General features: G+C 59.6%; 20 protein-coding genes. 7 read left to right on the plus strand and 13 right to left on the minus strand.

What is annotated here, in order from left to right; all coding sequences use genetic code 11:
* Nucleotides 1-19 precede the first annotated feature (19 nt).
* The 3 genes from EOA49_RS07040 to EOA49_RS07050 form a co-directional block, all read right to left on the minus strand.
* Nucleotides 20-1,270 (minus strand): ABC transporter substrate-binding protein, encoded by a 1,251-nt coding sequence (locus tag EOA49_RS07040; RefSeq protein WP_127239606.1) that lies wholly within the window; start codon nt 1,268-1,270, stop codon nt 20-22.
* Between the two features lie 81 nt (nt 1,271-1,351).
* A complete protein-coding gene (gene hisD / locus EOA49_RS07045) occupies nt 1,352-2,662 on the minus strand; it encodes a histidinol dehydrogenase (protein WP_095832827.1) in 1,311 nt (436 codons plus the stop codon).
* A gap of 101 nt (nt 2,663-2,763) precedes the next feature.
* Entirely contained in the window at nt 2,764-4,566 is a 1,803-nt protein-coding gene (locus tag EOA49_RS07050; protein ID WP_095832826.1) for a thiamine pyrophosphate-binding protein, read from the minus strand.
* A 487-nt stretch (nt 4,567-5,053) separates the two neighbouring features.
* On the opposite strand from EOA49_RS07050, the gene EOA49_RS07055 reads away from it, so the two are divergent.
* Complete coding sequence (locus EOA49_RS07055; RefSeq protein WP_127239605.1) at nt 5,054-5,938, plus strand: sugar phosphate isomerase/epimerase family protein; 885 nt, start codon at nt 5,054-5,056, stop codon at nt 5,936-5,938.
* Between the two features lie 64 nt (nt 5,939-6,002).
* Here the strand turns inward: EOA49_RS07055 and EOA49_RS33365 are convergent, their stop codons facing one another.
* Nucleotides 6,003-6,392 (minus strand): hypothetical protein, encoded by a 390-nt coding sequence (locus EOA49_RS33365; protein ID WP_245460560.1) that lies wholly within the window; start codon nt 6,390-6,392, stop codon nt 6,003-6,005.
* An 893-nt stretch (nt 6,393-7,285) separates the two neighbouring features.
* Between EOA49_RS33365 and EOA49_RS07070 the strand changes: the two genes are divergently transcribed.
* Nucleotides 7,286-8,470, plus strand: a complete 1,185-nt coding sequence (locus EOA49_RS07070) for a Gfo/Idh/MocA family oxidoreductase (protein WP_127239603.1) — start codon at nt 7,286-7,288, stop codon at nt 8,468-8,470.
* 27 nt (nt 8,471-8,497) lie between these two features.
* Nucleotides 8,498-9,289, plus strand: a complete 792-nt coding sequence (hisN, locus tag EOA49_RS07075) for a histidinol-phosphatase (protein ID WP_127243103.1) — start codon at nt 8,498-8,500, stop codon at nt 9,287-9,289.
* A gap of 99 nt (nt 9,290-9,388) precedes the next feature.
* On the opposite strand, the gene EOA49_RS07080 is transcribed toward hisN, so the two are convergent.
* A complete protein-coding gene (locus tag EOA49_RS07080; RefSeq protein ID WP_067330581.1) occupies nt 9,389-10,210 on the minus strand; it encodes a helix-turn-helix transcriptional regulator in 822 nt (273 codons plus the stop codon).
* Nucleotides 10,211-10,341: 131 nt separating this feature from the next.
* Between EOA49_RS07080 and EOA49_RS07085 the strand changes: the two genes are divergently transcribed.
* Nucleotides 10,342-11,397, plus strand: a complete 1,056-nt coding sequence (locus tag EOA49_RS07085; protein ID WP_095826386.1) for a Gfo/Idh/MocA family oxidoreductase — start codon at nt 10,342-10,344, stop codon at nt 11,395-11,397.
* A gap of 31 nt (nt 11,398-11,428) precedes the next feature.
* Here EOA49_RS07085 and EOA49_RS07090 read toward each other — a convergent pair whose 3' ends face one another.
* The 8 genes from EOA49_RS07090 to EOA49_RS07125 form a co-directional block, all read right to left on the minus strand.
* Nucleotides 11,429-12,244 carry an IclR family transcriptional regulator gene (locus EOA49_RS07090; RefSeq protein WP_245322550.1) on the minus strand — a complete coding sequence of 272 codons (816 nt, stop codon included), beginning with the start codon at nt 12,242-12,244 and terminating at the stop codon, nt 11,429-11,431.
* A gap of 58 nt (nt 12,245-12,302) precedes the next feature.
* A complete protein-coding gene (locus tag EOA49_RS07095) occupies nt 12,303-13,877 on the minus strand; it encodes an ABC transporter ATP-binding protein (RefSeq protein WP_245460562.1) in 1,575 nt (524 codons plus the stop codon).
* Between the two features lies 1 nt (nt 13,878).
* Nucleotides 13,879-14,709: an ABC transporter permease gene (locus tag EOA49_RS07100; RefSeq protein WP_095826388.1), complete on the minus strand. Its 831-nt coding sequence runs from the start codon at nt 14,707-14,709 to the stop codon at nt 13,879-13,881.
* Between the two features lie 17 nt (nt 14,710-14,726).
* Nucleotides 14,727-15,683: an ABC transporter permease gene (locus tag EOA49_RS07105; protein WP_245418846.1), complete on the minus strand. Its 957-nt coding sequence runs from the start codon at nt 15,681-15,683 to the stop codon at nt 14,727-14,729.
* A gap of 72 nt (nt 15,684-15,755) precedes the next feature.
* Nucleotides 15,756-17,336 carry an ABC transporter substrate-binding protein gene (locus EOA49_RS07110; RefSeq protein ID WP_095826390.1) on the minus strand — a complete coding sequence of 527 codons (1,581 nt, stop codon included), beginning with the start codon at nt 17,334-17,336 and terminating at the stop codon, nt 15,756-15,758.
* Between the two features lie 81 nt (nt 17,337-17,417).
* Complete coding sequence (locus EOA49_RS07115; RefSeq protein ID WP_127240006.1) at nt 17,418-18,296, minus strand: dihydrodipicolinate synthase family protein; 879 nt, start codon at nt 18,294-18,296, stop codon at nt 17,418-17,420.
* 604 nt (nt 18,297-18,900) lie between these two features.
* Nucleotides 18,901-19,491, minus strand: a complete 591-nt coding sequence (locus EOA49_RS07120) for a DUF1349 domain-containing protein (RefSeq protein ID WP_245460564.1) — start codon at nt 19,489-19,491, stop codon at nt 18,901-18,903.
* 128 nt (nt 19,492-19,619) lie between these two features.
* Nucleotides 19,620-20,327 (minus strand): hypothetical protein, encoded by a 708-nt coding sequence (locus EOA49_RS07125; protein ID WP_245460566.1) that lies wholly within the window; start codon nt 20,325-20,327, stop codon nt 19,620-19,622.
* A 463-nt stretch (nt 20,328-20,790) separates the two neighbouring features.
* Here EOA49_RS07125 and EOA49_RS07130 point away from each other — a divergent pair, with 463 nt between their 5' ends.
* The 3 genes from EOA49_RS07130 to EOA49_RS07140 all read left to right on the plus strand — a co-directional run bounded on the left by EOA49_RS07130 (nt 20,791) and on the right by EOA49_RS07140 (nt 24,423).
* Nucleotides 20,791-22,386, plus strand: a complete 1,596-nt coding sequence (locus tag EOA49_RS07130) for a GMC family oxidoreductase N-terminal domain-containing protein (protein ID WP_127240014.1) — start codon at nt 20,791-20,793, stop codon at nt 22,384-22,386.
* A 71-nt stretch (nt 22,387-22,457) separates the two neighbouring features.
* Nucleotides 22,458-23,696, plus strand: a complete 1,239-nt coding sequence (locus EOA49_RS07135; RefSeq protein ID WP_127240007.1) for an MFS transporter — start codon at nt 22,458-22,460, stop codon at nt 23,694-23,696.
* A 424-nt stretch (nt 23,697-24,120) separates the two neighbouring features.
* On the plus strand, nt 24,121-24,423 hold the full coding sequence (locus tag EOA49_RS07140; protein ID WP_067330561.1) for a hypothetical protein: 303 nt from the start codon (nt 24,121-24,123) through the stop codon (nt 24,421-24,423).
* The last annotated feature ends 195 nt before the right edge of the window (nt 24,424-24,618 follow it).

Consider the following 24,618-nt stretch of genomic DNA (forward strand, 5'->3'; position numbering starts at 1 on the left):
AGGGCTTTGGTGGCCTGGACTAGCGGGCGTTGTTGATCCCATCGACCAGGGCCTGAACAGCATCCTTGGACGACATGCCGGTGACGAAGAATTTGCCGACGACGTCGGTGAAGACGCCGGCGAATTGAGGCTGGGCAGCAAAGCCTTCCGTGAGGCCGCCGAGCATCGTGCCGTTCTTCACCGCCGCCTCGCGGTCAGCATAGCTACGCTTCGCGCAGTCATCGAAACTGTCGACCGGAACGTCGGAGCGAGCCGGGATTGAACCCTTGATCAGGTTGAACTGTTTCTGCACCTCGGGATCCATGATCGATTCTGCCCAGGCGTCCTGGCCTGCTGTGGTCACGGCATCATCGACCTTGAACATGCCAAATGCGTCGATCACGAACTTGAAGTTGGGCTTGTCGGTCGGCGTTGGGAAGCAGAGGAAATCGACGCCGGGCTTGAGGCCCTTGGCAAGGAACTCGCCCTTGGCCCAGTCGCCCATGACCTGCATGGCGGCCTTGCCATCCGCGACCATGCCCGTTGCGACGGCCCAATCACGCCCGGTGAAGCCGTCATCGACAAGTCCGCGGACCTTCCTAAGCTTGTCGAACGTCGCGATCATTTCGGGGCTCGAAAGAGCGCCCTCGTCCAGGTCGATGACTGCCTTCGTGTAGAATTCGGGCCCGTTCACGTCGACAAGGATTGCCTCGAAGACCTCGAGGATCTGCCAGCTCTCGTCACCCATGGCGAGCGGGACCACACCGGCGGCCCGGAGCTTGTCTCCGTCGGCGATCAGCTCATCCCAAGACTTCGGTTCCTTGACGCCGGCCTTGTCGAAAACGGCCTTGTTCGCCCAAAGCCAGTTCTGCCTGTGCATGTTGATCGGGACGGAAATGAAGTCGTCTCCGTTTTTGACAAAGGCAAGCAGCTGCGGGGCGAGCGCCTTGTCCCAGCCGTTCTTGGTGTAGAGATCGTTGAGAGAGCGCAGGACGCCCTGCTTGCCCCAGTCGAGCCCTTCATAGCCAAGGAACTGCATCGTTGCCGGGGGGTTCCCGGCGGCAAGACGCGTGCGCAATGCCTGCAGCGCGTTGGCGCCGCTGAGACCGCCGACCGCGCTATCTTCCCAGGTGTAACCCTTGGAGGCCAGCTTATCGGTGATGACCTTGAGCGCTTTGACCTCGCTTTCGGACACCCAGTGATGAATGCCTTCGACCTTGCCCTTGCTTTCGGCCATTGCCGCAACCGGCATGAAGGCGATCGAGGCGGCTAGGATGGTGGTGAGCTTCATTGTAGTTCCCCTTGTTGCTTGCGTTGGTGGCTTGATGATCCGGCTCGATCCTGTGGGGCGCGTGCCGGGGCGTGTTGCGCATCAGAGCGGTTCGGCTGCCGATGCGTATGGAACGTTGCGCCGGCCATAGCGGCGGACGCGGATGTTGGACTGCTCGGCGTGGCCGGCGAAACCTTCCATGATGCAGAGGCGCGAGCTGTACTGGCCGACCAAGGCGGACGCCTCATCGGTCTCGATCCGCTGGTAGGTGCAGGTTTTAAGGAACTTGCCGACCCACAGACCGCCTGTGTATCGGGCTGCCTTGTTCGTAGGCAGCGTGTGGTTGGTTCCGATCACCTTGTCGCCGAAAGAGACGTTGGTGCGAGCGCCCAGAAACAGAGCGCCATAGTTCTTCATCCTCTCAAGGAAATAGTCCGGATCACGTGTCATGACCTGCACGTGCTCGGAGGCAATGCGATCCGCTTCCGCCACCATCTCATCCAGCGTGTCGCACAGGATGATCTCGCCGTAGTCTTCCCAGGCTTTGCCGGCGACAGCCGCAGTCGGCAGGATTTTGAGCAAACGCTCGATCTCATCGAGGGTATCGCGGGCAAGTTTCTCAGAATTGGTGATCAGAACGGCGGGAGAGTTGACGCCGTGCTCCGCCTGGCCAAGCAGGTCGGTCGCCACGATCTCACCGTCGACACTGTCGTCAGCAATCACCAAGGTCTCGGTCGGACCGGCGAACAGATCGATGCCAACTTCGCCGAACAGCAGCCGTTTCGCTTCGGCGACGTAGGCATTGCCGGGGCCGGCCAGGATATCCACGGGAGCGATCGTCTCAGTGCCATAGGCCATGGCCGCGATCGCCTGGACACCGCCAAGGCAATAGATTTCGTCCGCGCCCGCAAGGGCCTGGGCGGCGACGATCTTGTCGGCGATCTTGCCTCGAAACGGCGGAGCGCAAGTGATGACGCGTTCGCAGCCTGCCACGCGAGCGGTCAAGACCGTCATGTGAGCAGAGGCAAGCAGCGGATATTTGCCGCCCGGTACATAACATCCGACATTCTGGATCGGTATGTTCTTATGCCCCAAAATTACGCCTGGTAGCGTCTCGATCTCCAGATCGCGAAGTGTGGCCCGCTGGGCTTCGGCGAATTTGCGTATCTGGTCCTGGGCGAAATCGAGATCCTCGCGCTCGCGTTTGCTCAACGCGTTGATGCATCCGTCAATCTCAGCCTTGGTCAGGCGATAGCTGTCGCGGTCGAACTTGTCGAAGCGGATGGACAATTCGCGCACTGCCGCGTCGCCCCCTTTCTCGACTTGCGCCAGCAATGCCTGGACTGTCGCGGTGACTGCGGGCTGGCCATCGTCTGCGACACTGCCTTTGGCGGGCTTGACCGTGCGTATCATGGCAATAACTCTTGGTTTGCGGGCGCTTGCGCGCCGCATCATCAATGTGGTGGATGGCGACATGCGAGGGCGGCGCATGACCAACCCTCGCGTCAATTTGGCTAGAGGTGCTGTTCGCGTGCACGCATCTGGGCGTAAGCAGCCTGCTCTTTTTCGTAGTAGGCTGGCGAGGGGAAATCCCACCAGCCGGTGGCGAACGGCCCCGCAGCGTCACGCGACACGATGACTTCGACGAGAGCGGGCCCGCCGCATTCCAAGGCTGCCTTCAGGCTGCTTTCGAGATCTTCATCCTTCTCGACTTTCCAGGCCTCGAGCCCGAACGCGCGCGCTGAAGCCGTGATATCGGCCGAATAAGGCTGACCATTGCCCGAGTGATGGTTGAATTCGGAAGCAATGTGACGGCCCATGAACTTGCGCTGACCGCCTCGGATCGACATATATCCCGAATTGTTCAGCACGAGGAAGACCACATTGATGCCGTTCATCGCGGCAGTACCCATTTCGGGCAGCGACATCATGAAGTCACCGTCGCCAACGATCGCCACGACTTGGCGGTCCGGGCATGCGAGCTTTGCCCCCAACGCCGCCGGCACCGCCCAGCCCATTGGCGAATAGGAGCCCGAGGTCAGGTGGGTGCGAGGCTCGTAGACAGGGAAGCTTTGCTTCACCGAGCCCTGGGTATTGCCCGAACCGACAACCACAATACCGTTGCGATCGAGTACCTTGCGCAAAGCGACCAGCGGGCGCTGGGAGGTGAAAGGCGTTTCGCGGCTGTTTTCGCGCGGCGACACCTGAGCGATCCAGTCCGCCTTGGCCTTCTGAACGTCGGCCAGGAACTGCTCGCGTTTGCCCAGAGCCTTCTTAGCATCGCCCTCCGAGATGAGGGCCAGGATCGCCTCCAAGGCCACCTTTGCGTCTGATACGATCCCCACCTCGGTCGGATAGGTCTTGCCGATCTCGCGCGGGTCGAGGTCAATATGGATCAGCTTACCTGGAGGGATCGAGAACGAGACGCCCTTGGCGAAGGAAGATGCCGACCAGTCGGTGAAGCGGCAGCCGACCGAAACGACCACATCTGCGGAAGCAGTGATCTTGTTGCCGCAGGTCGTGCCGGTCTGGCCGACTGCTCCAATGAAGAGCTCGTGATCTTCCGAGATGGCGCCCTTGCCGTTCCAGGTGATCGAAACGGCGGCGCCGACGCGCTCGGCCAGACGCGTCAGTTCGCTCGACGCGTTGGCCGTGATCGCACCGCCACCGGCGACGATGACCGGGCGTTCGGCACTCAACAGGACCTTGACCGCGGCCTCGATCGCGCTCGGATCGGGATAGGCCACGCCAATGGGAAGGCGCTTTTCCAGCGGATGAATGGTGACATCGGCCGCTTCGACCTGAACGTCCATCGGCACCTCGACATGCACGGGACCCGGGCGGCCGGTGAGCATGGCGTTGAAGGCGCGATGCATAATGCTCGGCAGGACCTGCACGGACTGGGCTTGCCATGCCCGTTTTGTCACCTGCTCGGTGATGCGGGGGAAAGCATTGTCCTGTTGGCGCTCGATCTCCTGCATGGTGCCATGGCCGTGCATGTAGGTCTGTGGCGAGCCGGAGACGTAGAACAGCGAGGTGGAATCGCAATAGGCTGTGGCGAGGCCAATAATTGTGTTGGTCGCACCTGGCCCGACCGATGTCGAACATGCCATTGGCCGGCCGCTTGCACGGAAATAACCGTCCGCCATGTGAACGGCGCTTTGTTCGTGCATCACCTGGATGAAGGGCAATTGCGAGCCTTCCTCCAGGAAGGCATCGAATAGAGACCAGATGCCATGGCCGGGAACACCAGCCACGTATTCGACGCCATATTCCTTGAGCGCTTTCGCGACGATCTGCCCGCCGGTCAGTTTCATTGTTCGACCCTCTTGTCTTTGTTGGCGAGGCAATTGTGGATATGCTCCTCGTCCATGCGCCTAGTAAGCAGTCATCTGTGGCTGCGCGACAAGTTCGCAGGGTAGCTTTAATAGACGCGATGTGACGCGCTGAGAAAGAAGCATTGCGACATATGGGATCGGTCGGTTCCCGTGGGCTGCGAACTCAGCCGCATAGCGGGCTCGTTTTTAATCGGAAGCCATTTTGCCCCCTTAGCAGCGAATTTGGCGCAATGTGACGCGACCGGAACCTTAGGTCGCGCACGAATTCGGGCTGCCGCGCAGTTCCCCCTCGGCATGCGATATGTCTTGATTGCGCGGGTAATCGGCTCGCGATGGTGAAAGCCATGAGCAACCAGAGTGGTTATCGGCCTGGCGCCGCAGAGCCAGCGAGGCTCTATGCCACCGTCGTGATCCAGCAGGGACCTGGCATTGGACATAATCCGGTAGTCAAGCGACGGGCACAGCAATGACGACGAAGCGCAACCAGCTAATTCTGCATGCTCTCGTGGCGCGACACGGCACGCTGGCCCTAGACGTGGATATTGCGCGCGAGCTCGGCTTCGACGGACTGGAAGCCTCTGGGGCCAAGATCCGCGCTTTTCTGGATGCCGGGTTCACTTTCCAGGAGCTGCGCCGCTTGATCGATGACATGTTCATTCCAGGCATCGGATTTCTTCTCGATGTGGAGCGCCACGGCAATGCCCGCAAAGCATTGCTGAAGGACGCGGAAGAGTTGATAGAACTCGCCGTCTCGGTTGGAGCGAAGGGCATTCAGGTCATCACCGGTCCAATCAGTCTCGCGGCTCTCGATCCCGAGGCCAGCAAGAGGCACAAGGATCTTTACCGAGGCGTCGTCGGGCTGCCGATCGAGGAGCAGATCGACATCACGGCGTCCGGGCTGGCAGCCGTCGCCGACCTCGCTGCTCAACGCAACCTGGTCATCTACCATGAGGCGCTGTCCTGGACACCACTCAATACAATTGACAGGCAGCTTCGGACCATAAGGAAAGCGGCACGCGACAACATACGCGTCGTCGTCGATTTCTGGCACTGTTACACCTCGGGCGATGGCCCGGACCGCATTGCGCGCTTGGACAAAGACCTCATCTACGGAGTGCACATCTGTGACTCTCTTGCGTTCACCGGCGGCATCCCTAACGAGCCTGTTCTCCGCGATGTCGAAACCGGCAAGGGCGTATTGAACCTGAGAGAGTGGGTGGCTGCAGTGAAATCCACCGGCTACGACAGCTGGTGGAGTTGCGAGTTGTTCTGCAAAAAGCAGCACCAGATGGACAGCTACGATGTGGCGCGCGAGTTGAAAATCCTGATGCAGGATCTTGTCGGCTCCTAGTCTTGAGCGATCCATCATCCGGCAACATCGGACCGACGGCTTGCGAAAGATTTTGTCGCAGTCCTCAGGCTATTCGGTGGATAACTGTGCCTTGGCGTCGAAACGGTTCGAGGGTCTCGGCATCAAGCTGGCGCCCAGCGAGCATATGGTCGATCGCGTCAGGTCCCGAAACCTGAAAGGGGGCGGTTTTCGCGATGCTCTCGACCGTAGCGACAACTACTCTCGCGGCGCTTCGGCGGCACATAACGCGCTTGATTTCGGCGTCGGGAAGGTCAAAGGCGGTCAATCCGACGGAAGCATGGACCGCGCAATCGGCGACAAAAAACATGTCGGCGTTGAACTGCTCCAATTGCGAAAGGGCGGTAGTTCCAACAGAGCATCCCTTGTCCTGGTCGTACAAGCCGCCCAAAAGAACGACGCTCGCTTGACGATGCCCTTCCAGCAGTCGCGACAAGGAGGGAATTCGTCACAATCGTTAAAGACATGTCGCGGGGTAAGGCGCCGGCGAAGGCAACACTGAGGGCTCCATGGTGCATCATGATCGTTGCGCCGGATTGTACGAGTTTCGCTCCGGCAGCAGCCAGCGGTGCGAGATCCATGGTCGAGGACCTCGACCGCTCGGGCCCGGTCTTGGCCTCCGATGCCCTTGCCAGCGCTCCGCCATAGACCCTGCGGCAAAGTCCGGCTCTGGCAAGATCGCGTAGATCGCGGCGCACAGTGTCTTCAGAGACACGAAATTCAAGAGCCAGCGCGTTGGCCAGGACCTTGCCATGCTCCGACAGTCTGTCGCGAATGATCGCTTGGCGTTCTTCAGCAAGCATTTCCAAACATCCTTAGGACTCGGGCAACTTTCAATTCGGTTCCAGCCCAGCGGATATAAATCCCAAGCGCCTCATGCCGCAATGTCGTCGTGAACAGACATCACGCTTGGCCTACGACAGGGGCGCGCGCTGCGGGCGACGACGCCAGTCGATCCTGCCGGCGAGCTTTGGAATGTACTTCAGGATCGGTAGAACCGGCTCGCGACCAATCCGCAGCTCATCGTGCCTGACGCCCCCGCTGCATGCAGGAGATGCTGCGCTTTTGGCATGGCGCCGGCGCGTCTTGTGGAGCGACTATGATGTCGGTGCGGCTATCGCGATAGAGCGCTCGGCCCTCATTCCGATCGAACGGCATCAACGGTCGCATCACTGTGCGTCACTGATTGGAGCCGTGCGAAATTGTCGCTCGATTGAGCGAGTGGGAGGATGCCTTCAATCGTGACGCGGGCGCTGCCGGATTGAGCGACGCGCGACGCCTGTCTTTCCAGACCCGATGAGAGCCGGGCCAAATGCGCAAGAGTACCCCATGAACCTCCTGACAGATGACATCCCCCGCAAACGTCGCCTTCGCGCGGGTATGGTTGGAGGAGGACGAGGTTCCTTTTTTGCAAGCCGGCATCGAACTGCCATGCGGCTAACCAATCGTTTCGAACTGGTGGCAGGCGCGTTCTCGTCTGACCGTCACGCCTGCATTGAAGCCGGCCAGGCCCTAGGAGTGGCTTGGGACCGCACCTACTTCAGCTTCGGCGACATGGCAGCGGCGGAAGCGGCGCGCGATGATGCCATCGAAGTCGCGATTATCGTTACGCCCAACCATCTCCATTTCGAGCCGTGCAAATTGTTTCTCGAAGCGGGGATTCCCGTCATCTGCGAAAAGCCACTGGTCCACTCATCTGAAGAGGCACGCGAGCTCCAGCGGATCGCTGCCGCAAACGAGACGTTCTTCGCTGTAACATACACCTATACAGGGTATCCAATGGTCCGAGACGCCCGCGCTCGCATCCGCGCGGGCGCAATCGGGCAGGTTCGCTTCATGCATGTGGAGTATCTGCTCGAATGGCTGGTCAACGACCCGTCGAAATTGGGCAAAGGCGGGATATGGCGCGGCGACCCGGCAAAAGCAGGACCGACGGGCGCGCTGGGGGATATCGGAACCCACGCCTTCAACATCCTCGAATTTGTTTCCGGACTCCGGTGCACCGCACTCAACGCCAATTTGATGCGAACCGTTGACTCCTTCGGGCTAGACGACACTGACGTGATACAGTTGGAATTCGAGGGCGGCGCCAACGGCCTCTTGTGGTCCTCTCTTGCCGCTCCGGGCCACCGCAACGGCCTGCGTTTCAAGATCGTCGGCTCGAAGGCCACCCTCGAGTGGCGTCAGGAGGCACCGGAGACACTCACGGTGTCCCGCCTCGGCGAAGGCGACCTTACCTATCGTCGCGGCCACGGCGACATGTCCTCGGATGCGCAACTTGCGACCAGTCTGCCGGCGGGCTCTCCTGAAGGTTACCTCGAGGCACTCGCCGTTCTATACAGCGATTATGCGACTGCGCTTGAAGCCGGCCGAAACTGGCGAGGTGCGCTCCCGGTGCCAATCGCAGACGTTTACGAAGGGCTGCGGGGCGTTCTGCTTTCCGAGATCAGCGTCAGTTCTTCAGCTTCCAAATCGTGGATTGCCTTCCCCGGCTCCGAGCAGACGAGCCAATGATCTTCTAAATCCTTGCCAAGGTGACACATGTCAAAGCCACCGGACCCATCATTCTTGCACCGTCTCGCTGATTTGGCGGATGCCGAGACGCTGCCCCGCTATATGGTCGAGCTTGCCGTCGATACCAAGCCGAAGCCCGGATATAGATTCGATCCGGTGACCGAGGCTGATCGAGAAGCAGAAATCGCGTTGCGTGCCGCCATAATGGCGGAGTTCCCGGATCACGCTGTACTTGGAGAGGAATTCGGCGAGACGGGCGGCGGTAGCGACTGGCGTTGGGTGCTTGATCCCGTGGACGGAACCCGACCTTTTATCTGCGGCATCCCCGTCTGGGGAACGCTCATCGGTCTGACGGTTCGCGGGCGCGCCGAGATGGGGATGCTCAGCCAGCCCTATATCGGCGAACGGTTCTGGGCGGACGCAACAGGCTCATGGCGCCAGCGCGCCGATGAGCCCCAGCCACTCAGGACGCGTGGCATCGACACCCTCTCCGACGCCATTCTCCACACCAACTCCCCCGAACATTTTCACGGCGATCTCAAAGCTGGCTTCGAGCGGCTGAACAGCGCGGTCAAGATGACCCGGTACGGTGGGGAATGTTATGCCTTCGCCATGCTAGCGGCGGGCCGGATCGATCTGGCGGTTGAACCTTCCCTGCAGCCCTACGACATCGTCGCGCTGATCCCGATCATCGAGAAGGCAGGTGGTGTGATCACTCGTCTCGACGGCGGCCGAGCTGAGGAAGGAGGCCCCGTCCTTGCCGCCGCGACGCCGTCGCTGCATCGGTTGGCACTGAATGAACTCGTCCTGAACACCTAAACTGCAAGACATTCAAGCGATTGAACGGGTAGCGTGAAAGTCGGGTTCGTCAAAGCCGAATATAGGGCCGACGAGTAATGCTCTTAGTCGGTTCGCATTTCACATCTGGATCATGTCCGAACCGTCGCCCAGATATTGCAGCACTTCCCTCGGGATGCCTGGGTCGCTCCTGTCAATCACGGTAAGTTCCTTGAGGTGACTACGTTGGAGCAGGCCCGGCCCCTTGTAGTGCAAGGCGACCTTCGTCGAATAGGGCTGTCGGAAGGCATTGGCGGCAATGCCACTGGCGATGCCGAACATGAAACGCTTCGCATTTCGCTTGACCTGGGCATAGACACCGAAGGTGAGCTCATTGCTCTGGATGCCTTCGAAATCGGCCGTAAACAGCCGGTCCGCAACTGGGAAGCTGAACCCGTAGTACTTGAAGACGTATTCCGTTCTTCCCGGCCGGTCGAAGCTCGGGAACCGCTCGATATAGTAATGCTGGAGAAAATTGTTATTTCGATAGAGGCAGAATGCCGATTTTAGAATGAAACCTTTATAGATCGACGAAAACTGATATCGGTCATAGACACCCAGGATCTCCGAATCCTGCACACTACCGTCGAAGACAATATTCGAGAGGAAGTTGACAAACTCCGGCAGATGGCGCGCCGTGGACATCGCATGAAAAAAGTTGCCATCAATGAGCGTCCTGAACTCCTCGGGGTCGGAGAAGAGGATCGGAACGCTCAATCCGAAGAAGTTAGCGATCGTGCGCAGATTGGCGCTGGACGGCACATGGGCGCCAGAGAGATATTTGTTAAATTGTTGCCGATTGACGTTTAATTTGCGACAAACAGCGGCGACAGACCCGTGGCGATCGCACAAGGTCCTCAAATTTGCCGCGAGCGCGGCGGTATCCCCCGCGATGTGGTTCACCTCGATCGCCTCCCCTATGACGCGAACAGACGCTATCTGTACGTCAGTTTAATGCAGACTTCAACGAGATGCGAAGTTGGCTGCCAGAGGCGAATGCGCCCATACTTGGGGCCAGATCAGGAGCGCCCGGCATGGCAATTCACGGCAAGACTGGGTGGTCAGTTATGGGGACCGGCACCATTGCCACGGAGCAGATGGTCGCGGGCATCAGAGCGCAGGGGCATACTCCGTTGTGGGTGGTCAGCCGCCGAAAGATGGATGCAGCTCATTTCGCTCAGGATCTCGACATTCCGCAATGGACGACCAACCTGTCGGAGGCTCTCGGCGATCCTGACGTCGAGTTCACCTATGTCAGCGCGCGATTGAGGCGGCGGGCCCATTACATCACTGCTGCGGCGAAAGCGCGAAAGAACGTCCTTTGTGACGGACCAATCTCCGAAAACAGCAAAGTAGCCGCTGAGCTTGCGCGTCTGTGCGACGCCGCCGGGATCGTGCTTGCGGTACATCACCCGTTCCGTGCGTCGGCCATACACCAGACCATGCGCAGGCTGATCCTGGATGGTGACATCGGGAAGGTCCAGTCGATCCTTCTTACCCGCGAGGGACCGTACAAGCCCGCAGCCAAGCGCAGAAAGGACGATCTCGACAGCGAGGGCGACATCTATCTCGACATGTCCGTCGACGACATCGACCTTGCCAGGTTCCTGACGGGTGGAGAACCGCGCGAAGTCTCGGCCATTTGCACTGTTGCCGATGGCAGACCCAACCAAATTTCCTATTCCTTCCAACTCGACGATGGCAGTCTGTTTCATGCATTCGAAAGTTTTGCGATCGCCGACCTGGAAAGCACGGTTGTGGTGGCTGGAGATCGCGGCACGCTGATCGCCCACGGTACGCTGAATGGCAAGGCTTCGGGTACGCTCATGCGTCGGCACGCAGCCAAGAACGAGCTCGTGCCGGTTCGCGACGGGGATTCGCATCTTGCTGCAGTCGAGGACTTTGTCAGCGCCGGGGAGCGCAGGCTGACTTGGCTGGCACGGGGGTCAGATAATGTCGCCGCCCTGCGCGCCGCGGAGGCTTTGGCTAAGGCCGCCTCGAAGCGCCGCACCGCCACAGTTCAAGGAGGTCAGCCAACGAGGGGCCTCCTTAAGCGAGATCAATCTGCACAGGATGCTGCGGGCCAGTGACCCGCACCAGAAAGCGAGGAGCAAGAGCGGCCTAGACGCGCCTGGTGTCACGGGATGGCTTCCCCGAATACCCCATTGCACGGGAGATCTGCCCTGCGATCTCGGCAATTCGCCCTCCGGTCGAGGGGACATCCTCGTCGGTAACACGCGCGATTGGTCCACTGATGCTGATGGCGCCGAGCGGGCGCCCCGATTGATCGAAGACGGGTGCACCGATGCAGCGTCCTCCTATGGCGGACTCCTCGTTGTCGATCGCATAGCCTCGCTCCCGGATAAGTGGAAATTCGGCACGCAATTGGTCGACTGTGGTGAGGGTGTTATAGGTGTAACGGGGCAGCCCCGGCTGCTTCAGCAGCACGTCCACTTCATGCGGATCAAGCCAGGCGAGAATCGACTTTCCGAGGGAAGTGGCGTGCCATGGGTTGACTACTCCCACGGATGCTCCCTGACGCAACGTCTGCATGGCCTCGATACAATCCACGACAACAACCTCGTGGCGCAGCCAAAGTGCGAAGCTTACCGTCTCGTTGAACTGTTCATGCAAGGTTTCCAGATAGGGGTGGGCTACCGTTCGAACGTCTCTGCGATGGAGTGATTTCTGCCCAAGAATATAAAGCCCAATGCCCAGCACATAGCGATTTCCATTCACCTTTTCGATCAGCCCATGCCCGACGAGACTGGCCACATAACGTGACGTGGTTGGCTGTCCCAGCCCGACCTCGCGCGCGATCATCGACAGCGACATGGGCTGATCAGAGCGCTCAAGAACGCGCAAGACTGCAACCGCCCGATCGACAGCGTCGAAGCGGGCACTTTTTTCCTCGTCGGTGAACAGGTCGTTTGGCAAGATCGTTCCAGCGAATCCCGTAGCAATTGCCCTTTGGTGCTCCAAGTCGAGCCGGTCGTCAATTAAGTCGCGGCGCGGCGTCCAACAACATTCTTGTGTAAGAGTGCTTTGGCGAACGCAGGACGTCATTCGTTCGTCCCGCCTCAACGATACTCCCATCCTTCATGATTATGATGGATTGTGCAATTTCGGAGACCAGCGGCAAATTGTGGGTTATGAAAAGCATCGCAAGGCCGTCCTTCTTCAGATCGAGCAGAAGCTCGACCACGGCCGCCTGCACAGACACGTCGAGAGCCGAAGTGATTTCGTCGCACACCAGAAGCTTCGGTTTGACCGCGAGCGCGCGGGCCACGGCCACGCGTTGACGCTCACCTCCCGATAGATCGCCCGGGTAAAGATTGACAACCCGTTGCGGTAATCGAACCCGGTCAAGAAGCGACCGCACTTCGGCACCGACCCTTGCTTTGTCAGCCAGCCCCGTCAGGCGAACGGCGCGGGCGATGCTTTGCGCGATCGATTCCTTTGGGTTGAGCGAGCGGTCAGGATTTTGGAAGACGATCTGCATGGCGCTCAAATCTGCCTTGGAGCGACTTGAGACGGCGAACGGCATCAAATGCCCCTCGAACAACAAGCCGCCCGAAGCGTTGCTGTGCAAACCGGTCACGCATCGGCCCGTAGTGGTTTTGCCGCTGCCGCTGCCGCCGACAAGGCCGACGCACTCGCCTTTGCCGACCGAGAATGAAACGCCGTGCACGACCTCGACGTGGCCATGGGCCGCGCGCAGGTTCTTCACCTCGAGGACGCTCTGGATTTTGGCACCGTCGGCCTCGGACGCTGCCGCAGGACCATCGGTTACCAGTCGTGGAATAGCGTCGAGCAGCATGCGCGTATAGTCGTCGCTCGGTGCTGCGAAGACCTGCCTGCGGCTCCCCTGCTCGACGATCCTTCCAGAAAGCATGACGGCCACCCTGTCGGCCACGACGTTCACGACCGCAAGGTCATGGGTGACGTAGACCACGCTGGCGCTGCTGGACTTGACCAGCCTCGCTATCAACTCAAGGATCGTTTGCTGGGTGGATACGTCCAGGCCCGTGGTGGGCTCATCCATCACGATGACCTGCGGAGCCGTGACGAAGGCCATGGCAATTGCGATGCGTTGCAGTTGACCGCCGCTGAGCTCGAAGGGATAGCGTCTCAAAAACTTTTCATCGTCTGGGAGATCGACGCTCCGCAACGCGTCACGCATCAGTTGCTTCATGCCGGTGCCCGAATGGCCGTGCGCCGCAAGAAGCTCGGCCATTTGCTTGCCGACTGACATGCGGGGGCTGAAGCTCGTGGTCGGATTCTGTGGAACCAGCGATACTTTGCCGCCCTGGAAGGCACGTTTCCTCCGGCCCGAGAGTGAGAGGATGTCGGTGCCGCCAATCAAAATGTTGCCGGAGGAAATGCGCATTCCCGGCCGCGCAAAGCCTAACAAACTCAAGGCGACTGACGTCTTTCCAGATCCCGATTCACCGATGATGGCCAGGACTTCACCCCGCTTCACATGAAGGGAGACGTCGCTGACGATTTCGCGGCCGTTGAGGTCATGCATGAAAAGCGATTGCACAACGAGCGGGATTGCTTCGGTCATTTCAAATCTCTTTCGACCGACCGACCGAGCGCGCAAAGCTGTCGGCAAGCACGTTGACGGCAACGGAGAAGGCAGCAATTGCCAGAGCTGGCGCGATTGCGATCCATGGCGAGATCGTGATGCCAATCCGGTTTTCGCTGATTATCAGACCCCAGTCGGCCGCCGGCGGTGGCAGGCCCAGGCCCAGGTAGCTTAGCGAAGCGTAGAGGATGATCGACCCGCAAAGTCGGACCCCGAAGTCGGCCAGGACCGGTGTCAGCACGTTGGGCAGGATGTCAAGGAAGCAGATTGCGGCCCAGCTTTCCCCGCGCGCGAAGGCAGCTTCGACGTACTCGTTCTTTGATATGTCCATCGTGATCAGTCGCACGATACGGAAGATGCGGGGTGAATGCAGGATCACAATCCCTATGATGACTGTGGGCAGGCTTGGCCCGGTCGAGGCGAGAAGGACGAGAAGAAAGATGGCCGGCGGGAGCGCGTAGATCACGTCGGATATGGCAATCAGAAAAATATCCAGCGGGCCTCGCCGCATGCCCGAGTAGATGCCAAGCGGCACCGCGACTACATAGGCCGCCACGGTCGCGCAAAGCGCGACGACGAGCACAGTCCTCCCGCCATAGAGAAAGCGACTGAAAGTGTCGCGCCCCAGGAAGTCGGTTCCGAGCCAATGCTCGTGGGTTATGGTCGCGAAGGGAGCCCCGACGATTTCATCGAAGGCGTACGGACTGAACAATGGTCCGAACGAGGCGAGGGCAACGATGATGACGACCAGGACCAGAGCGATGCGAGCTGCTGGCTTCGCCAGGGTCAGGCGCAGGACGGAGCGGCGCATACGGTCAATCTCTCCGGCTAGGTCGTGCCGCGCGCCACGCGCAGCCTTGGATTAAGAAGAAGGATCAGCGCTTCGGACACCAGGTTGATAAGCACATAGGTCGCCGTGATGATCAGCGTGATGGCCAGCACTGTCGGCATGTCTCGGTTGATAACCGCTTCCGAGAGCGCGCTGCCGATGCCCGGCAGTTGAAAGACGGACTCGGTGACCACCACTCCGCCGGCCAACCAGGCCGCATTCAACGCGATCGTCTGGATGCTGGGTGTGATCGTGTTGGGAAGAACATGACGTAATAGCACCCGCGCGGGGCTTATGCCCCTCAGCCGTACCATATAGATGTATTCGGCGTTCAACACTTCGAGTGCCACCGCCCGCACCATGCGTACGACCTGGGCCAGCGTTGTGCCGAGCAGGGTCAGGACCGGCAAAATGAAAAGGGTCGATTGAGATGAAAGCGGAAGGCTGTCGTTGATCAGCGAAACCGGCGGCAACCAACGAAGATAAACCGCGAAAAGCACAATCAATACCGTGCCGATTACGAACTCAGGCAGGGCAACGGTCACGATTGTCGGAACTGATATCAGGTGGTCGGCCAATCTGTCTTTGTAGATCGCCGCGGCAACGCCGAGCACGAAGGAGAGCGGTATCAGCAGGAGCAGCGATGTGACCGTCAGTATCAGGGTGTTGACGGCCCTCGGCCCAATCGTCTCCCAGACTGGCCGGCCGGACGGAATTGACCGGCCGAAGTCGCCGGTGAGCGCGCCCCCGATCCAGCTGGCATATTGCACGACGGCCGGCCGATCCATGCCAAACTCGCGCCTGAGCGCCTCCACCGCCGAAGGGTCCGCCTTGGCACCGAGCGCTGCCCGGGCCGGATCTCCCGGCAGATATTGGGTCGCGGCAAAGACGACAATGGAGACGGCAAAAAGAGTGACGACAGCCAGGACTATTCTTGTCAACAGAAGCTGCAGCAAGGGTTTATTCAAGGGGTCTCACCTTCAGAGAAAGGGAGCCGCCGCGGCTTGGCTGGCCACGGCGGCTGCAGTTTACCCGAGATAGACGCTTTCGAACTGGTAATAGCCGAGATTTCTCTGGGTGGAGGGAACGATATTCTTGACCTTGGCGCTGGCGGCGTCGAGAAGATCACGGAAGCCCCAGATGATGTAAGCTCCCTCGTTCCACAGGACCTTCTGAGCCTCCACATAATATTCGCGGCGCTTGGGGCCATCGAACGTGGTTCTTGCCTTGCTTACCCACTTGTCGAACTCGTCACTGGTCCAATCCGGTTCGTTCCAGTAGGCACCCCGGGCATAGCCTTGGCCGAACTGGGATTCGAGAGTGTGCTGTCCCCAATCCGAACTACCCATCTGCGTCTTTTTGAAGTTCGGGCCGGAATAGTAGCTGTCGGGCGGCACGACCAGAAGTTCGATGTTGACGCCGATCTTCTTGGCCTGGTTGGCGATGAGCGTAGCCGACGCCTGCATGCCTGGAGCGGCATCCGAGGTGTAGAGGGTGATCGCCTGGCTATTGTCAAAGCCCGCCTGCTTGAGCAGCGATTTCGCCTGATCCGGGTCGTAAGCGCGTTGCGGCAGTTCGGAGGCGTAGTCTGGATCCGTGATGCAATGCAGGTCGTTGCCAATCCTGCCATATCCCGACAATGCGTTGTCGAGCAGTTGCTGGCGGTCGATCATGAGCCGGAACGCCTGGCGGACGCGCACGTCCGTAAAGGGTTTCAGGTTCGTCATCATGAATTGGTCGGTCGTGGCACCGCTCTTCGAGCGCAGCAGGGTGAGTGCGGGATTTGCTTCAATCAGGCGCGCAAGACTTCCATCGAGCTGAGCCACGGCATCGACCTGGTTGGCCACCAGCGCATTCATGCGCGCGGTCGGGTCGTTGATCGCGATGAATTCGACCCCATCGAGATATGGCTGGTCGGGCGTGCGATAGTTATCGCTGCGTGCCAGCGTCACCCGCTGACCGCGGGACCATGACACAAACTTGAAGGGCCCGGTCCCGATCGGCTTGTCGAAGTCGGTCGTGCCGTCCTTCATGAGGAACATGACCTTGCTGCCCAGCACTTGCGGCAGCAGCGCATAGGGCTGCTTCAATTCGACTTCGACCGTATTGGCGTCGAGCGCGCGTACCCCTTTCGGCTCCATGAGCGGCGCCAGGTTGGGGTAGGCATCGGCCTTGTTGTCAGAATTGAGGATGTACTGGATGGTGTAGACGACGTCCTTGGCCGTGAAAGGCGCGCCGTCATGCCAGACCACACCTTTCTTGAGCTTGATTTTCCAGACGTTGCCCTCGGCGTTGTGAGTGAAGTCATCCGCCAGCTTGTTGTAGAGATTGCCATCCTTGTCGAAGTCGGTGAGCCGGTCGAAGATCGACTGGGCGACGGCGAAATCCATATCGCCTGTCGAGATGAAGGGGTTGAGCGACGATTTCGCCCCGGCTGCGCCTAGACCGACGCGGAGCGTCCCTCCCCGCTTCGGTTCATCGGCCAGGGCCGGGCGAAGCCCCGCCCCGGCAAGCATCATACCGGTGCCCAACAACAAGCCTGTCTTCAGCACATCGCGCCGCCCGATAAGGGTCGAATCTGCCTTTGGGCGATTTATGTCCTTGCTCATTCCACATTCCCTCCTGTTTAGATGGTTTTCTTCGGCTTGTTCATTCAACCAATGGACGGAGCGCCCGCGCCTGGCCACGGCTTAGGCAAGCAGTCCAGCAAGCTTGAGGGCCTTCAAGATGTTTTCCTGGTCCTCCTTGGCGAGGTTGCCATTGGGCTTTCGCGGTTCACCCACCTTGCGGCCTTGAGCGTTGATGGCAAACTTGATGCGGGCGGGGAAATTCACGCTCTTGGTCATCTCCCGTGCGAGCGGCGCGATTTTGTCCGTCAGCTTCCGGCCAAGGACGTAGTCGCCCGCCGCGTGGGCGGCGAAGATCTCCCCGTACTGTTTCGGGATGACGGTGTTGATGCCGGAAATCGAGGCCTGCGCCCCAAACAGAAAGCTCGCAATGTTCACGCTGTCCGCGCCAGCGGCAATGGCGACCCGGTCGCCGACGGTCTGGACGAGTTCCGTCACCGGCTCCAGCGCCACTTCCTTCACGCAGATGACTTCGGGCAGTTGGGCTACGCGCTGCATGACGGCAGGGGGGTTGAAGAAGTGGTTATAGTAGATGATGGGTAGCGAGGTCGCCGCCCCAACATCCTGGATGAACTTGTCCAGCCCATCGCCCGACGGGGTATTATAGATTGGTGGCCCAAGCATCAGCGCACAGGCGCCGGCCTGCTTGGCGAGCAGACCACGCTTGATGGCGTCGCGGGTGGTGGTTGTGATTATCCCGGCGATTACGCGCAGCTTGCTGTTGGCCGTGGCTGTTTCCACCAAGAGCTCGAGTTCCTCTGCGGAAAGCTCATCGCCCGAACCGGTGCTTCCGCCGACCACGGCAAGGCGAATGCCAGCGCTTTCCATGAACCGAAGCTCACCCTTGAAGAGAACCAGGTCGAGATCACCATCGGGTCTAAACGTCGAAACGAGCGGCGGGATGATCCCCTTGATCTCGTCCTTTTGAAGCACAGTCGCCATTGCAGTTCCTTATTTCACCTAGTGAAAGTCACTATTACTGAATGAACATCCTGCGAAGCGCGGAGCTTGTCAAGGGCATTTCGCAATGACGGCGCTGAATGACCGAGACAGGCTTGCTGCGCTTGGTTTTCAGCCCGCCGAACCCGTTCGCTGGTCAACAGGCATCTTCGTGCGGGGAGCAGTGAAGCCGGCCATAATGCGACGCGGTCGGAGCACCGATCTTGTGGCGCAAGACGAGAATGCACACAGCGGGGTCATGGCATGAGTTGCGCGGGCTTGGTGGCAACCAAATCCCGCACTACACCCTTTGCGACCTTTGCACTCCTGGCGCGGCGATCGCGCTTGTGCTCAAGGCCCCGTACCTCGGCCGATCCGTAAGGATCACTGTTCTTGCGACCTGGAAACAGGCCACCCCCGTAACGCGACGGCGTGACATCCGTGACCCCGATCACAGTGTCCTGCCCCATCTCGCATCACCGTCGGCGTCTGGCAGGGAAAGCGATGCGGACGACCATAAAGGACGGTCAGTCGCTGTTTGCCCGACCGAGATCGATGAAATGAGACGAACTGGGGCAGCTGTCCTCAACGGCCAAAGTACGGTCAGCTATTGTCCGTTGCGCAGATCGCTGATCTTGGCCACAGAAAGCTGGACGTCAGAGAAAACAGCCGTCGTCCCCTCGCCCGTCGGCGATTGAACGCCCAATCCTATGCGCACCGGCCGCCTTTCGACGCCGGGCAGAGTGAACCAGCGCAGGAAATTCCAGTATTTGCCGTCTTCCGAAAAATGGAACGCGACCGTCTCGCCATCGCAATAAGCACGCAGCCACACGTGGGCGCCCGAATGACGAGGACCGTCCGAGTCGTCGGATGTGCCGCGCGTCACCACGCTCACGATGGTCGGCTTACGCGCGGCAGAAAATTCGAAGGCGATCTTTGCCCAATTGTTGTCGTCGCATTCGATGAAGATCGCGCCGGCGTCGTAAGCGGAGGCGAAGTCGACGGAGACCCTGGCAGACAGCGCAAAATGCTGCTCGTCGATCTCGCGCACCAATCGCGTGACATTCGCGGCCCGGCTTTTGCCGCTCGGGGCGAAGAACCAGTCCGTGTTCGCGTTGGCCCGCAGCCGCACCGAGGCGTTCTCGATTGCCGCGGAGCCGTTGTCAGCCCCCTCAACGCGCATGCTGTCGAGCTTCATGTTTTTTCCTTCACTTCAACAAATTCCGCCGAGAGCCGGCCGGTTTTGACCGGCTTAAACAGCGCTGAGAACGGCACTCGGCGCCAATGCTTGATACCGCCCGCGAAGCGCGCCAAGGGTCGCCGAATTCAGGGGTGGAGTTCTATGGCGAGCCACACCGAATCGGTATCCGCGTAGTAGCGGTGCCATGGGTAGGCCCACTCATTCTTGCCGCTGACCCTGCAGAAGGGGTCATGCGAATAACCGACCGGCATCACAACGTCTTCATAAATTGTCGTTTCGTCACGAAGTCGAAACTTCTGCATCCGGCCGGAGCCGTGGATTTGCGTGTGTGTTTCAAGGAAGCGATGCTCATTGTGAATGAAGCAGTCAGTGTCCCCCGGCGACCACCAAAGGTTCAGCTTGAGCGTGAACGTCTGCGGGGAGCCGGGTGCTGCGCGCTCGTTGGTGAATACCAAAGGATCGGTGCTGACCGTGCCGATCTCATCCTGCGGGGAAATGAACAGCGGCGTGTCGCGTGGGAAACTCTTGATTCGATTGCCAAGCCAGTCCCAGCCGCGGAACATGCACCCCCCGAGATTGGTGGCTTTTCGCACCTTCAGAAGCGCCGCCCGTTCCGCGGATTTGATTTGCCCGCCCTTCAGCCATGTCGATTTCCAGGCAGGCACGATCGCCGGATGCTCATCTCCGGTGATCATCGCGCTGGGGCTGACATTCACAACGACAGCGTCTTCAACGGGATAGTCGCGGACATCTTCGACGAGCTTGGCGAAGATGAAGTCGTCGGCAAACGAAAGGTCTCTCGTCTGGTTCGGCACGGTTTTGTCGTCCATCATCAGGGTAACCTGAGCCCGACCACACCACAATGCGGACGCCAAAAGAAGTGCGCGTCTGGACGATTCTTGACGTAACTTGACGTCAATTCTGCGCCATATTGCGAACTGCGCCGGTCCCGGTGGGTAAGCCGGCAATCGGGTGTCTTCGAAAGACTGGCTCTCAGGGCGCTGGCGATGCCAGGCACAGAGTGACCTCACCACAGCGAACTCTCTCGCTTGGCGCGTCACATTGCTTCCATGTTCCATACGTTGCGAACTTGTCATGAGCTCTCGATGTTTGCCTACTGGGCGAGATTGGCAGAGGCAGCTTCGACATTGCGTCGTATCGATGATCGAACAGGAGATCTGCCGCGCCAAAATCCGGCATGAAACCCGACCTCAGGCTGGAGCTCGATCAGAGGATCTCGACCCCATGACAAAGTATGGCTCGGCGCTCTTGGGCATCCGACCGCGGGATGAAATTATGCAGACCAACTGTGACTACATAGTCGTTGGCGGCGGCTCGACTGGATGCGTGGTTGCCGCGCGGCTTTCGGAAGATCCTGATGCCTCGGTCTTCCTGCTGGAGGAAGGCCCACGCGACTTCAATCCCTACATCCATATCCCGGGCGCCTACTATAAGACCGCACAAGGGCCCCTATTGAAAAGGATTCCCTGGGAACCAACCGCAGCCCAATCCCGTGTTGAGCAGCCGACGATGGTCCAGGCCCGGGTGCTGGGCGGCGGCAGTTCCGTCAACGCGATGATCTATATCCGCGGCGCGCCATCCGACTATGCGCGGTGGGAAGCGCTCGGCGCGGATGGCTGGAATTATGATGATGTGTTGCCCTACTTTCGGCGGTCGGAAGACAACAACCGGTTCTGCAACAAGGCCCACGCCGTAGGGGGACCGCTAGGCGTTTCCGACATCGACCATATCCACCCCCTCACACGCGCCTGGCTGCAGGCGTGCCAGCAGGCTGGGCTGCCCTATAATCCTGATTTCAATTCCGGCGATCAGGCCGGCTGCGGTCTTTACCAGATCACCGCCAAAAACAGGCGGCGCAGCAGCGCCGCAACGGCCTTCATCAAACCCGCCCGCCACCGACCTAATCTCCAGGTTCGAACGGGTTCCACGGTCACGCGGATAATTGTCGAAAAGGGGCGGGCCGTCGGGGTCGAGTATGTAGCGAAGGGCCGCAAATGGGCCCTCATGGCCAGTCGCGAAGTAATCTTGTCGGCAGGTGCGATTGCCTCGCCGAAATTGCTGATGTTATCAGGGATCGGTCCGGCCGACGCTTTGCGCGGACATGGCATTCCTGTCGTTGCCGATCTGCCCGGGGTCGGACAGAACCTGCAGGACCATATCGAGATATCGCTCGTCTATCAGTTGAACGGGCCCCACAGCTACGACAAATACAAGAGGCCGCACTGGAAAGCCGCGGCTGGCCTGAACTATCTACTGTTCAGGGGTGGCCCGGCTTCTTCCAATCTGATCGAAGGAGGGGCGTTCTGGTGGGGCAACACAAGCGAAGCGATCCCGGATGTGCAATATTTCATGGTCGTGGGTGCGGGCATCGAGGAAGGCGTCGACGCCGTCCCGGGCGGAAACGGCTGCACGATAAACCTAGGACAGATCCGGCCTCGGTCTCGAGGGGAAGTGACGCTGAAAAGTGCCGATCCTTACGCCAACCCACGCGTGGCCCCGCGGTATTTTTCCGACCCCTATGATCTCGATGCGGTGGTTGAAGGAACGATGGGGGCGTTCGATATCATGGAGCGACCCGCCATCCGCCGCTACATTGCCTCAAGGCAGATCCCGTCCGCCGGGACAGCGGCGCCACTACAGGTGAGAAAGTTCTGCCAGGAGGTCGCGCATCCGGCGCTGCATCCTGCAGGCACCTGCCGAATGGGCAAGGACGGCATGGCAGTGGTTGATCCCGAGCTTCGCGTCCACAGTATCGAAGGCCTTCGCGTGGCGGATGCGTCGGTCATGCCAACGCTCATATCCGGCAATCCCAACGCTGTGTGCATTATGATCGGCGAGAGGACTGCGAACTTTGTCCAGCATGGCAAGTAGAAACGCGCGACCCTGCTCCCTCTCAAAGATTAGCCTGCGCCCGCGGTGGCCTGCCTTGGCCGCCCCCAACCATGACGGCCTCGCTCCAATCACCGGTGTCTCAATTTGAACGCCACACCAGAGAGAATAGCGACAGTGAAGGACAGCTCGACGATCTCCCTGCGATCCGAAGCAGCCGTTTCTTTTGCAGCCTTTTCTTTTTGGGAGCAGGCGTCGGCATCGGAGCTTGGGCGTCCTCACTTCCAGTCCTCAGCGCTCAAATGGAACTGGACAAGGCGCAACTCGGGTGGATCCTGATTGGCTTCGCTCTGGGCGCAATTGTGATGATGACCAATATCGGTCGCTTGGCTGCCATTGCCCCGAGCAGTGTGCTCAGCTTGCTGGGATCTCTAACGTTCGGCGCAGCGCTGTTGGCCCTCCCGTACGCCGGTGGCACCTATTGGCTGGCGTTGATTGTGTTTTTTGCCGGTATCGGTTTCGGGACGCTCGACGTATCGATGAATATTGATGCCTCGACAGTGGAGCGTCACATGGGTCGGCAAGCAATGTCCTCTTTTCATGCCGTATTCAGTTTCGGAAGCCTGATCGGCGCATTCGTTGTCGGCCAGATACTGTCCAACGGCGGCGCCTTGGCCGTTTGTCTTGGGGTGGCGGGACTTGGTGTTGCGGCAGTCGCGGTCGTCGCCTGCATAGGATGGAACAATTCAGGCCGGTTCGACGATCCTGCCGACTCCATTGAGGCGACGGATGGCAAATTCGATAATGCAATAAGGAAGCATCTTTACGTGCTTGGTGGCCTGGCATTCTTAGGGATGCTGGCCGAGGGCGGGATGATGGATTGGAGCGCTATTTACATCGTGACCCGATCCGGAGGAGCAGAAAGCACAGGCGCCTATGGTTTTGCGGCATTTGCAACCATGATGGCAACCGGCCGCCTATTCGGTGACGCCATCGTTAAGCGGATCGGCCAGATGCCGATGTTGCGCTATTGCACAATAGTTTGCGCAGGCTCGGTGTTCACAATGATCCTGATGGGCGGCAATCTTCCTGTTGTTCTGATTGCGCTCGCCATATGCGGTCTTGGCCTAGCAAACGTCGTGCCCACACTTTTCGCCGCCGCCGGGCGTGCAGGTGGCACTTCTGCTGCTCGGGCAATGTCGATCGTGACGACGATGGGATACGCGGGATTGCTTCTTGGGCCTGGATTGTTGGGTTTTATTGCTCAGACTTCGTCGCTCGTCGGCAGCTTATCCGTCATCCTAATGGCATTTGTCGCAGTTTCGGCTTCAGCGCGCTCGAGCAAATGCTAGGGTTTGGCCACTCACCCGTCCGTGGTGAGGCGGATGGCTCGCATGCACATTCTTAGGCCTCGCCAAGGACGTAGCTGCCAGCTGTATGGCCTCGCGCAGTTAGCTTTTGACACTGACCTACAGCCGGGGGGCAGGTTTCGCGGAACAATGGTATTCGTCCGACTGGGCCCAAGCCGATCGCGTGCTGCCGGGCTAAGTTATGTTGTAGGGGCGAACACGGTTACCAACTGAATATGAGACTGGATGTCTGAAAAGGGCCGAAAGCGGAACGGGAGCTTCACAATTTCGACACCAGCCAACGGCATCGGCCCTTCCCTTTTTCGGACTCGATATCCATTTCTGACGGGTCGAGCCATCGCGCCGGAGCATACTGGCTTTCAGCAGACAGCGATGTCGCTCCCGAAAGCGTCTGAAAGGGTAACTTATGACGATCACTGGAGCTCAATGCCGCGCTGCTCGCGCGCTGGTCGAATGGACCCGCGAAAAGCTCGCCAGCAATTCAGGCGTGGATGCGCTGGCCATCGAGGAATTCGAACGTCGGATCACACTCCCCGACTACGAAGTCTGTAATAGGCTCCAAATCGCGCTCGAAGGCGCCGGCGCCTTTTTTATTGCCGAGAACGGCGGCGGTATCGGGGTTCGCCTGAAACTAAACCGCTCCGAGGTCAGGCGGATCAGCGTTCTCGAGAATGAGGGGGGCATCGTTGGCACGGATGCCGTTCCATAGATCCTGGGCAGGGTCCTCAACGGTACACCGCGCGCGAGGCGATGTAATCGAAATCAGCGAGCCCACCGCTGCTTCTGGGTACACTTTGAACAGTCTGCTCTTAGCGTTGGTCGTTTGCGGGAAACTCATGGCACGCGCGGCGCTTCACGGGACCGCAGCGAGGGCATGGTGGCGTCCCGCTCAATTCGTGGTGAC

This window comes from Mesorhizobium sp. M1A.F.Ca.IN.020.04.1.1 (assembly GCF_003997315.1).
In the GTDB taxonomy this organism is placed as follows: Bacteria; Pseudomonadota; Alphaproteobacteria; order Rhizobiales; family Rhizobiaceae; genus Mesorhizobium.

What these genes read in the sequence shown, in the direction of transcription:
- EOA49_RS07040 (WP_127239606.1), bottom strand. Translation starts at nt 1,270, where the DNA reads ATGAAGCTCACCACCATCCTAGCCGCCTCGATCGCCTTCATGCCGGTT.
- hisD (WP_095832827.1), bottom strand. Translation starts at nt 2,662, where the DNA reads ATGATACGCACGGTCAAGCCCGCCAAAGGCAGTGTCGCAGACGATGGC.
- EOA49_RS07050 (WP_095832826.1), bottom strand. Translation starts at nt 4,566, where the DNA reads ATGAAACTGACCGGCGGGCAGATCGTCGCGAAAGCGCTCAAGGAATAT.
- EOA49_RS07055 (WP_127239605.1), top strand. Translation starts at nt 5,054, where the DNA reads ATGACGACGAAGCGCAACCAGCTAATTCTGCATGCTCTCGTGGCGCGA.
- EOA49_RS07070 (WP_127239603.1), top strand. Translation starts at nt 7,286, where the DNA reads ATGAACCTCCTGACAGATGACATCCCCCGCAAACGTCGCCTTCGCGCG.
- hisN (WP_127243103.1), top strand. Translation starts at nt 8,498, where the DNA reads ATGTCAAAGCCACCGGACCCATCATTCTTGCACCGTCTCGCTGATTTG.
- EOA49_RS07085 (WP_095826386.1), top strand. Translation starts at nt 10,342, where the DNA reads ATGGCAATTCACGGCAAGACTGGGTGGTCAGTTATGGGGACCGGCACC.
- EOA49_RS07095 (WP_245460562.1), bottom strand. Translation starts at nt 13,877, where the DNA reads ATGACCGAAGCAATCCCGCTCGTTGTGCAATCGCTTTTCATGCATGAC.
- EOA49_RS07100 (WP_095826388.1), bottom strand. Translation starts at nt 14,709, where the DNA reads ATGCGCCGCTCCGTCCTGCGCCTGACCCTGGCGAAGCCAGCAGCTCGC.
- EOA49_RS07110 (WP_095826390.1), bottom strand. Translation starts at nt 17,336, where the DNA reads ATGAGCAAGGACATAAATCGCCCAAAGGCAGATTCGACCCTTATCGGG.
- EOA49_RS07115 (WP_127240006.1), bottom strand. Translation starts at nt 18,296, where the DNA reads ATGGCGACTGTGCTTCAAAAGGACGAGATCAAGGGGATCATCCCGCCG.
- EOA49_RS07120 (WP_245460564.1), bottom strand. Translation starts at nt 19,491, where the DNA reads ATGAAGCTCGACAGCATGCGCGTTGAGGGGGCTGACAACGGCTCCGCG.
- EOA49_RS07125 (WP_245460566.1), bottom strand. Translation starts at nt 20,327, where the DNA reads ATGATGGACGACAAAACCGTGCCGAACCAGACGAGAGACCTTTCGTTT.
- EOA49_RS07130 (WP_127240014.1), top strand. Translation starts at nt 20,791, where the DNA reads ATGCAGACCAACTGTGACTACATAGTCGTTGGCGGCGGCTCGACTGGA.
- EOA49_RS07135 (WP_127240007.1), top strand. Translation starts at nt 22,458, where the DNA reads ATGACGGCCTCGCTCCAATCACCGGTGTCTCAATTTGAACGCCACACC.
- EOA49_RS07140 (WP_067330561.1), top strand. Translation starts at nt 24,121, where the DNA reads ATGACGATCACTGGAGCTCAATGCCGCGCTGCTCGCGCGCTGGTCGAA.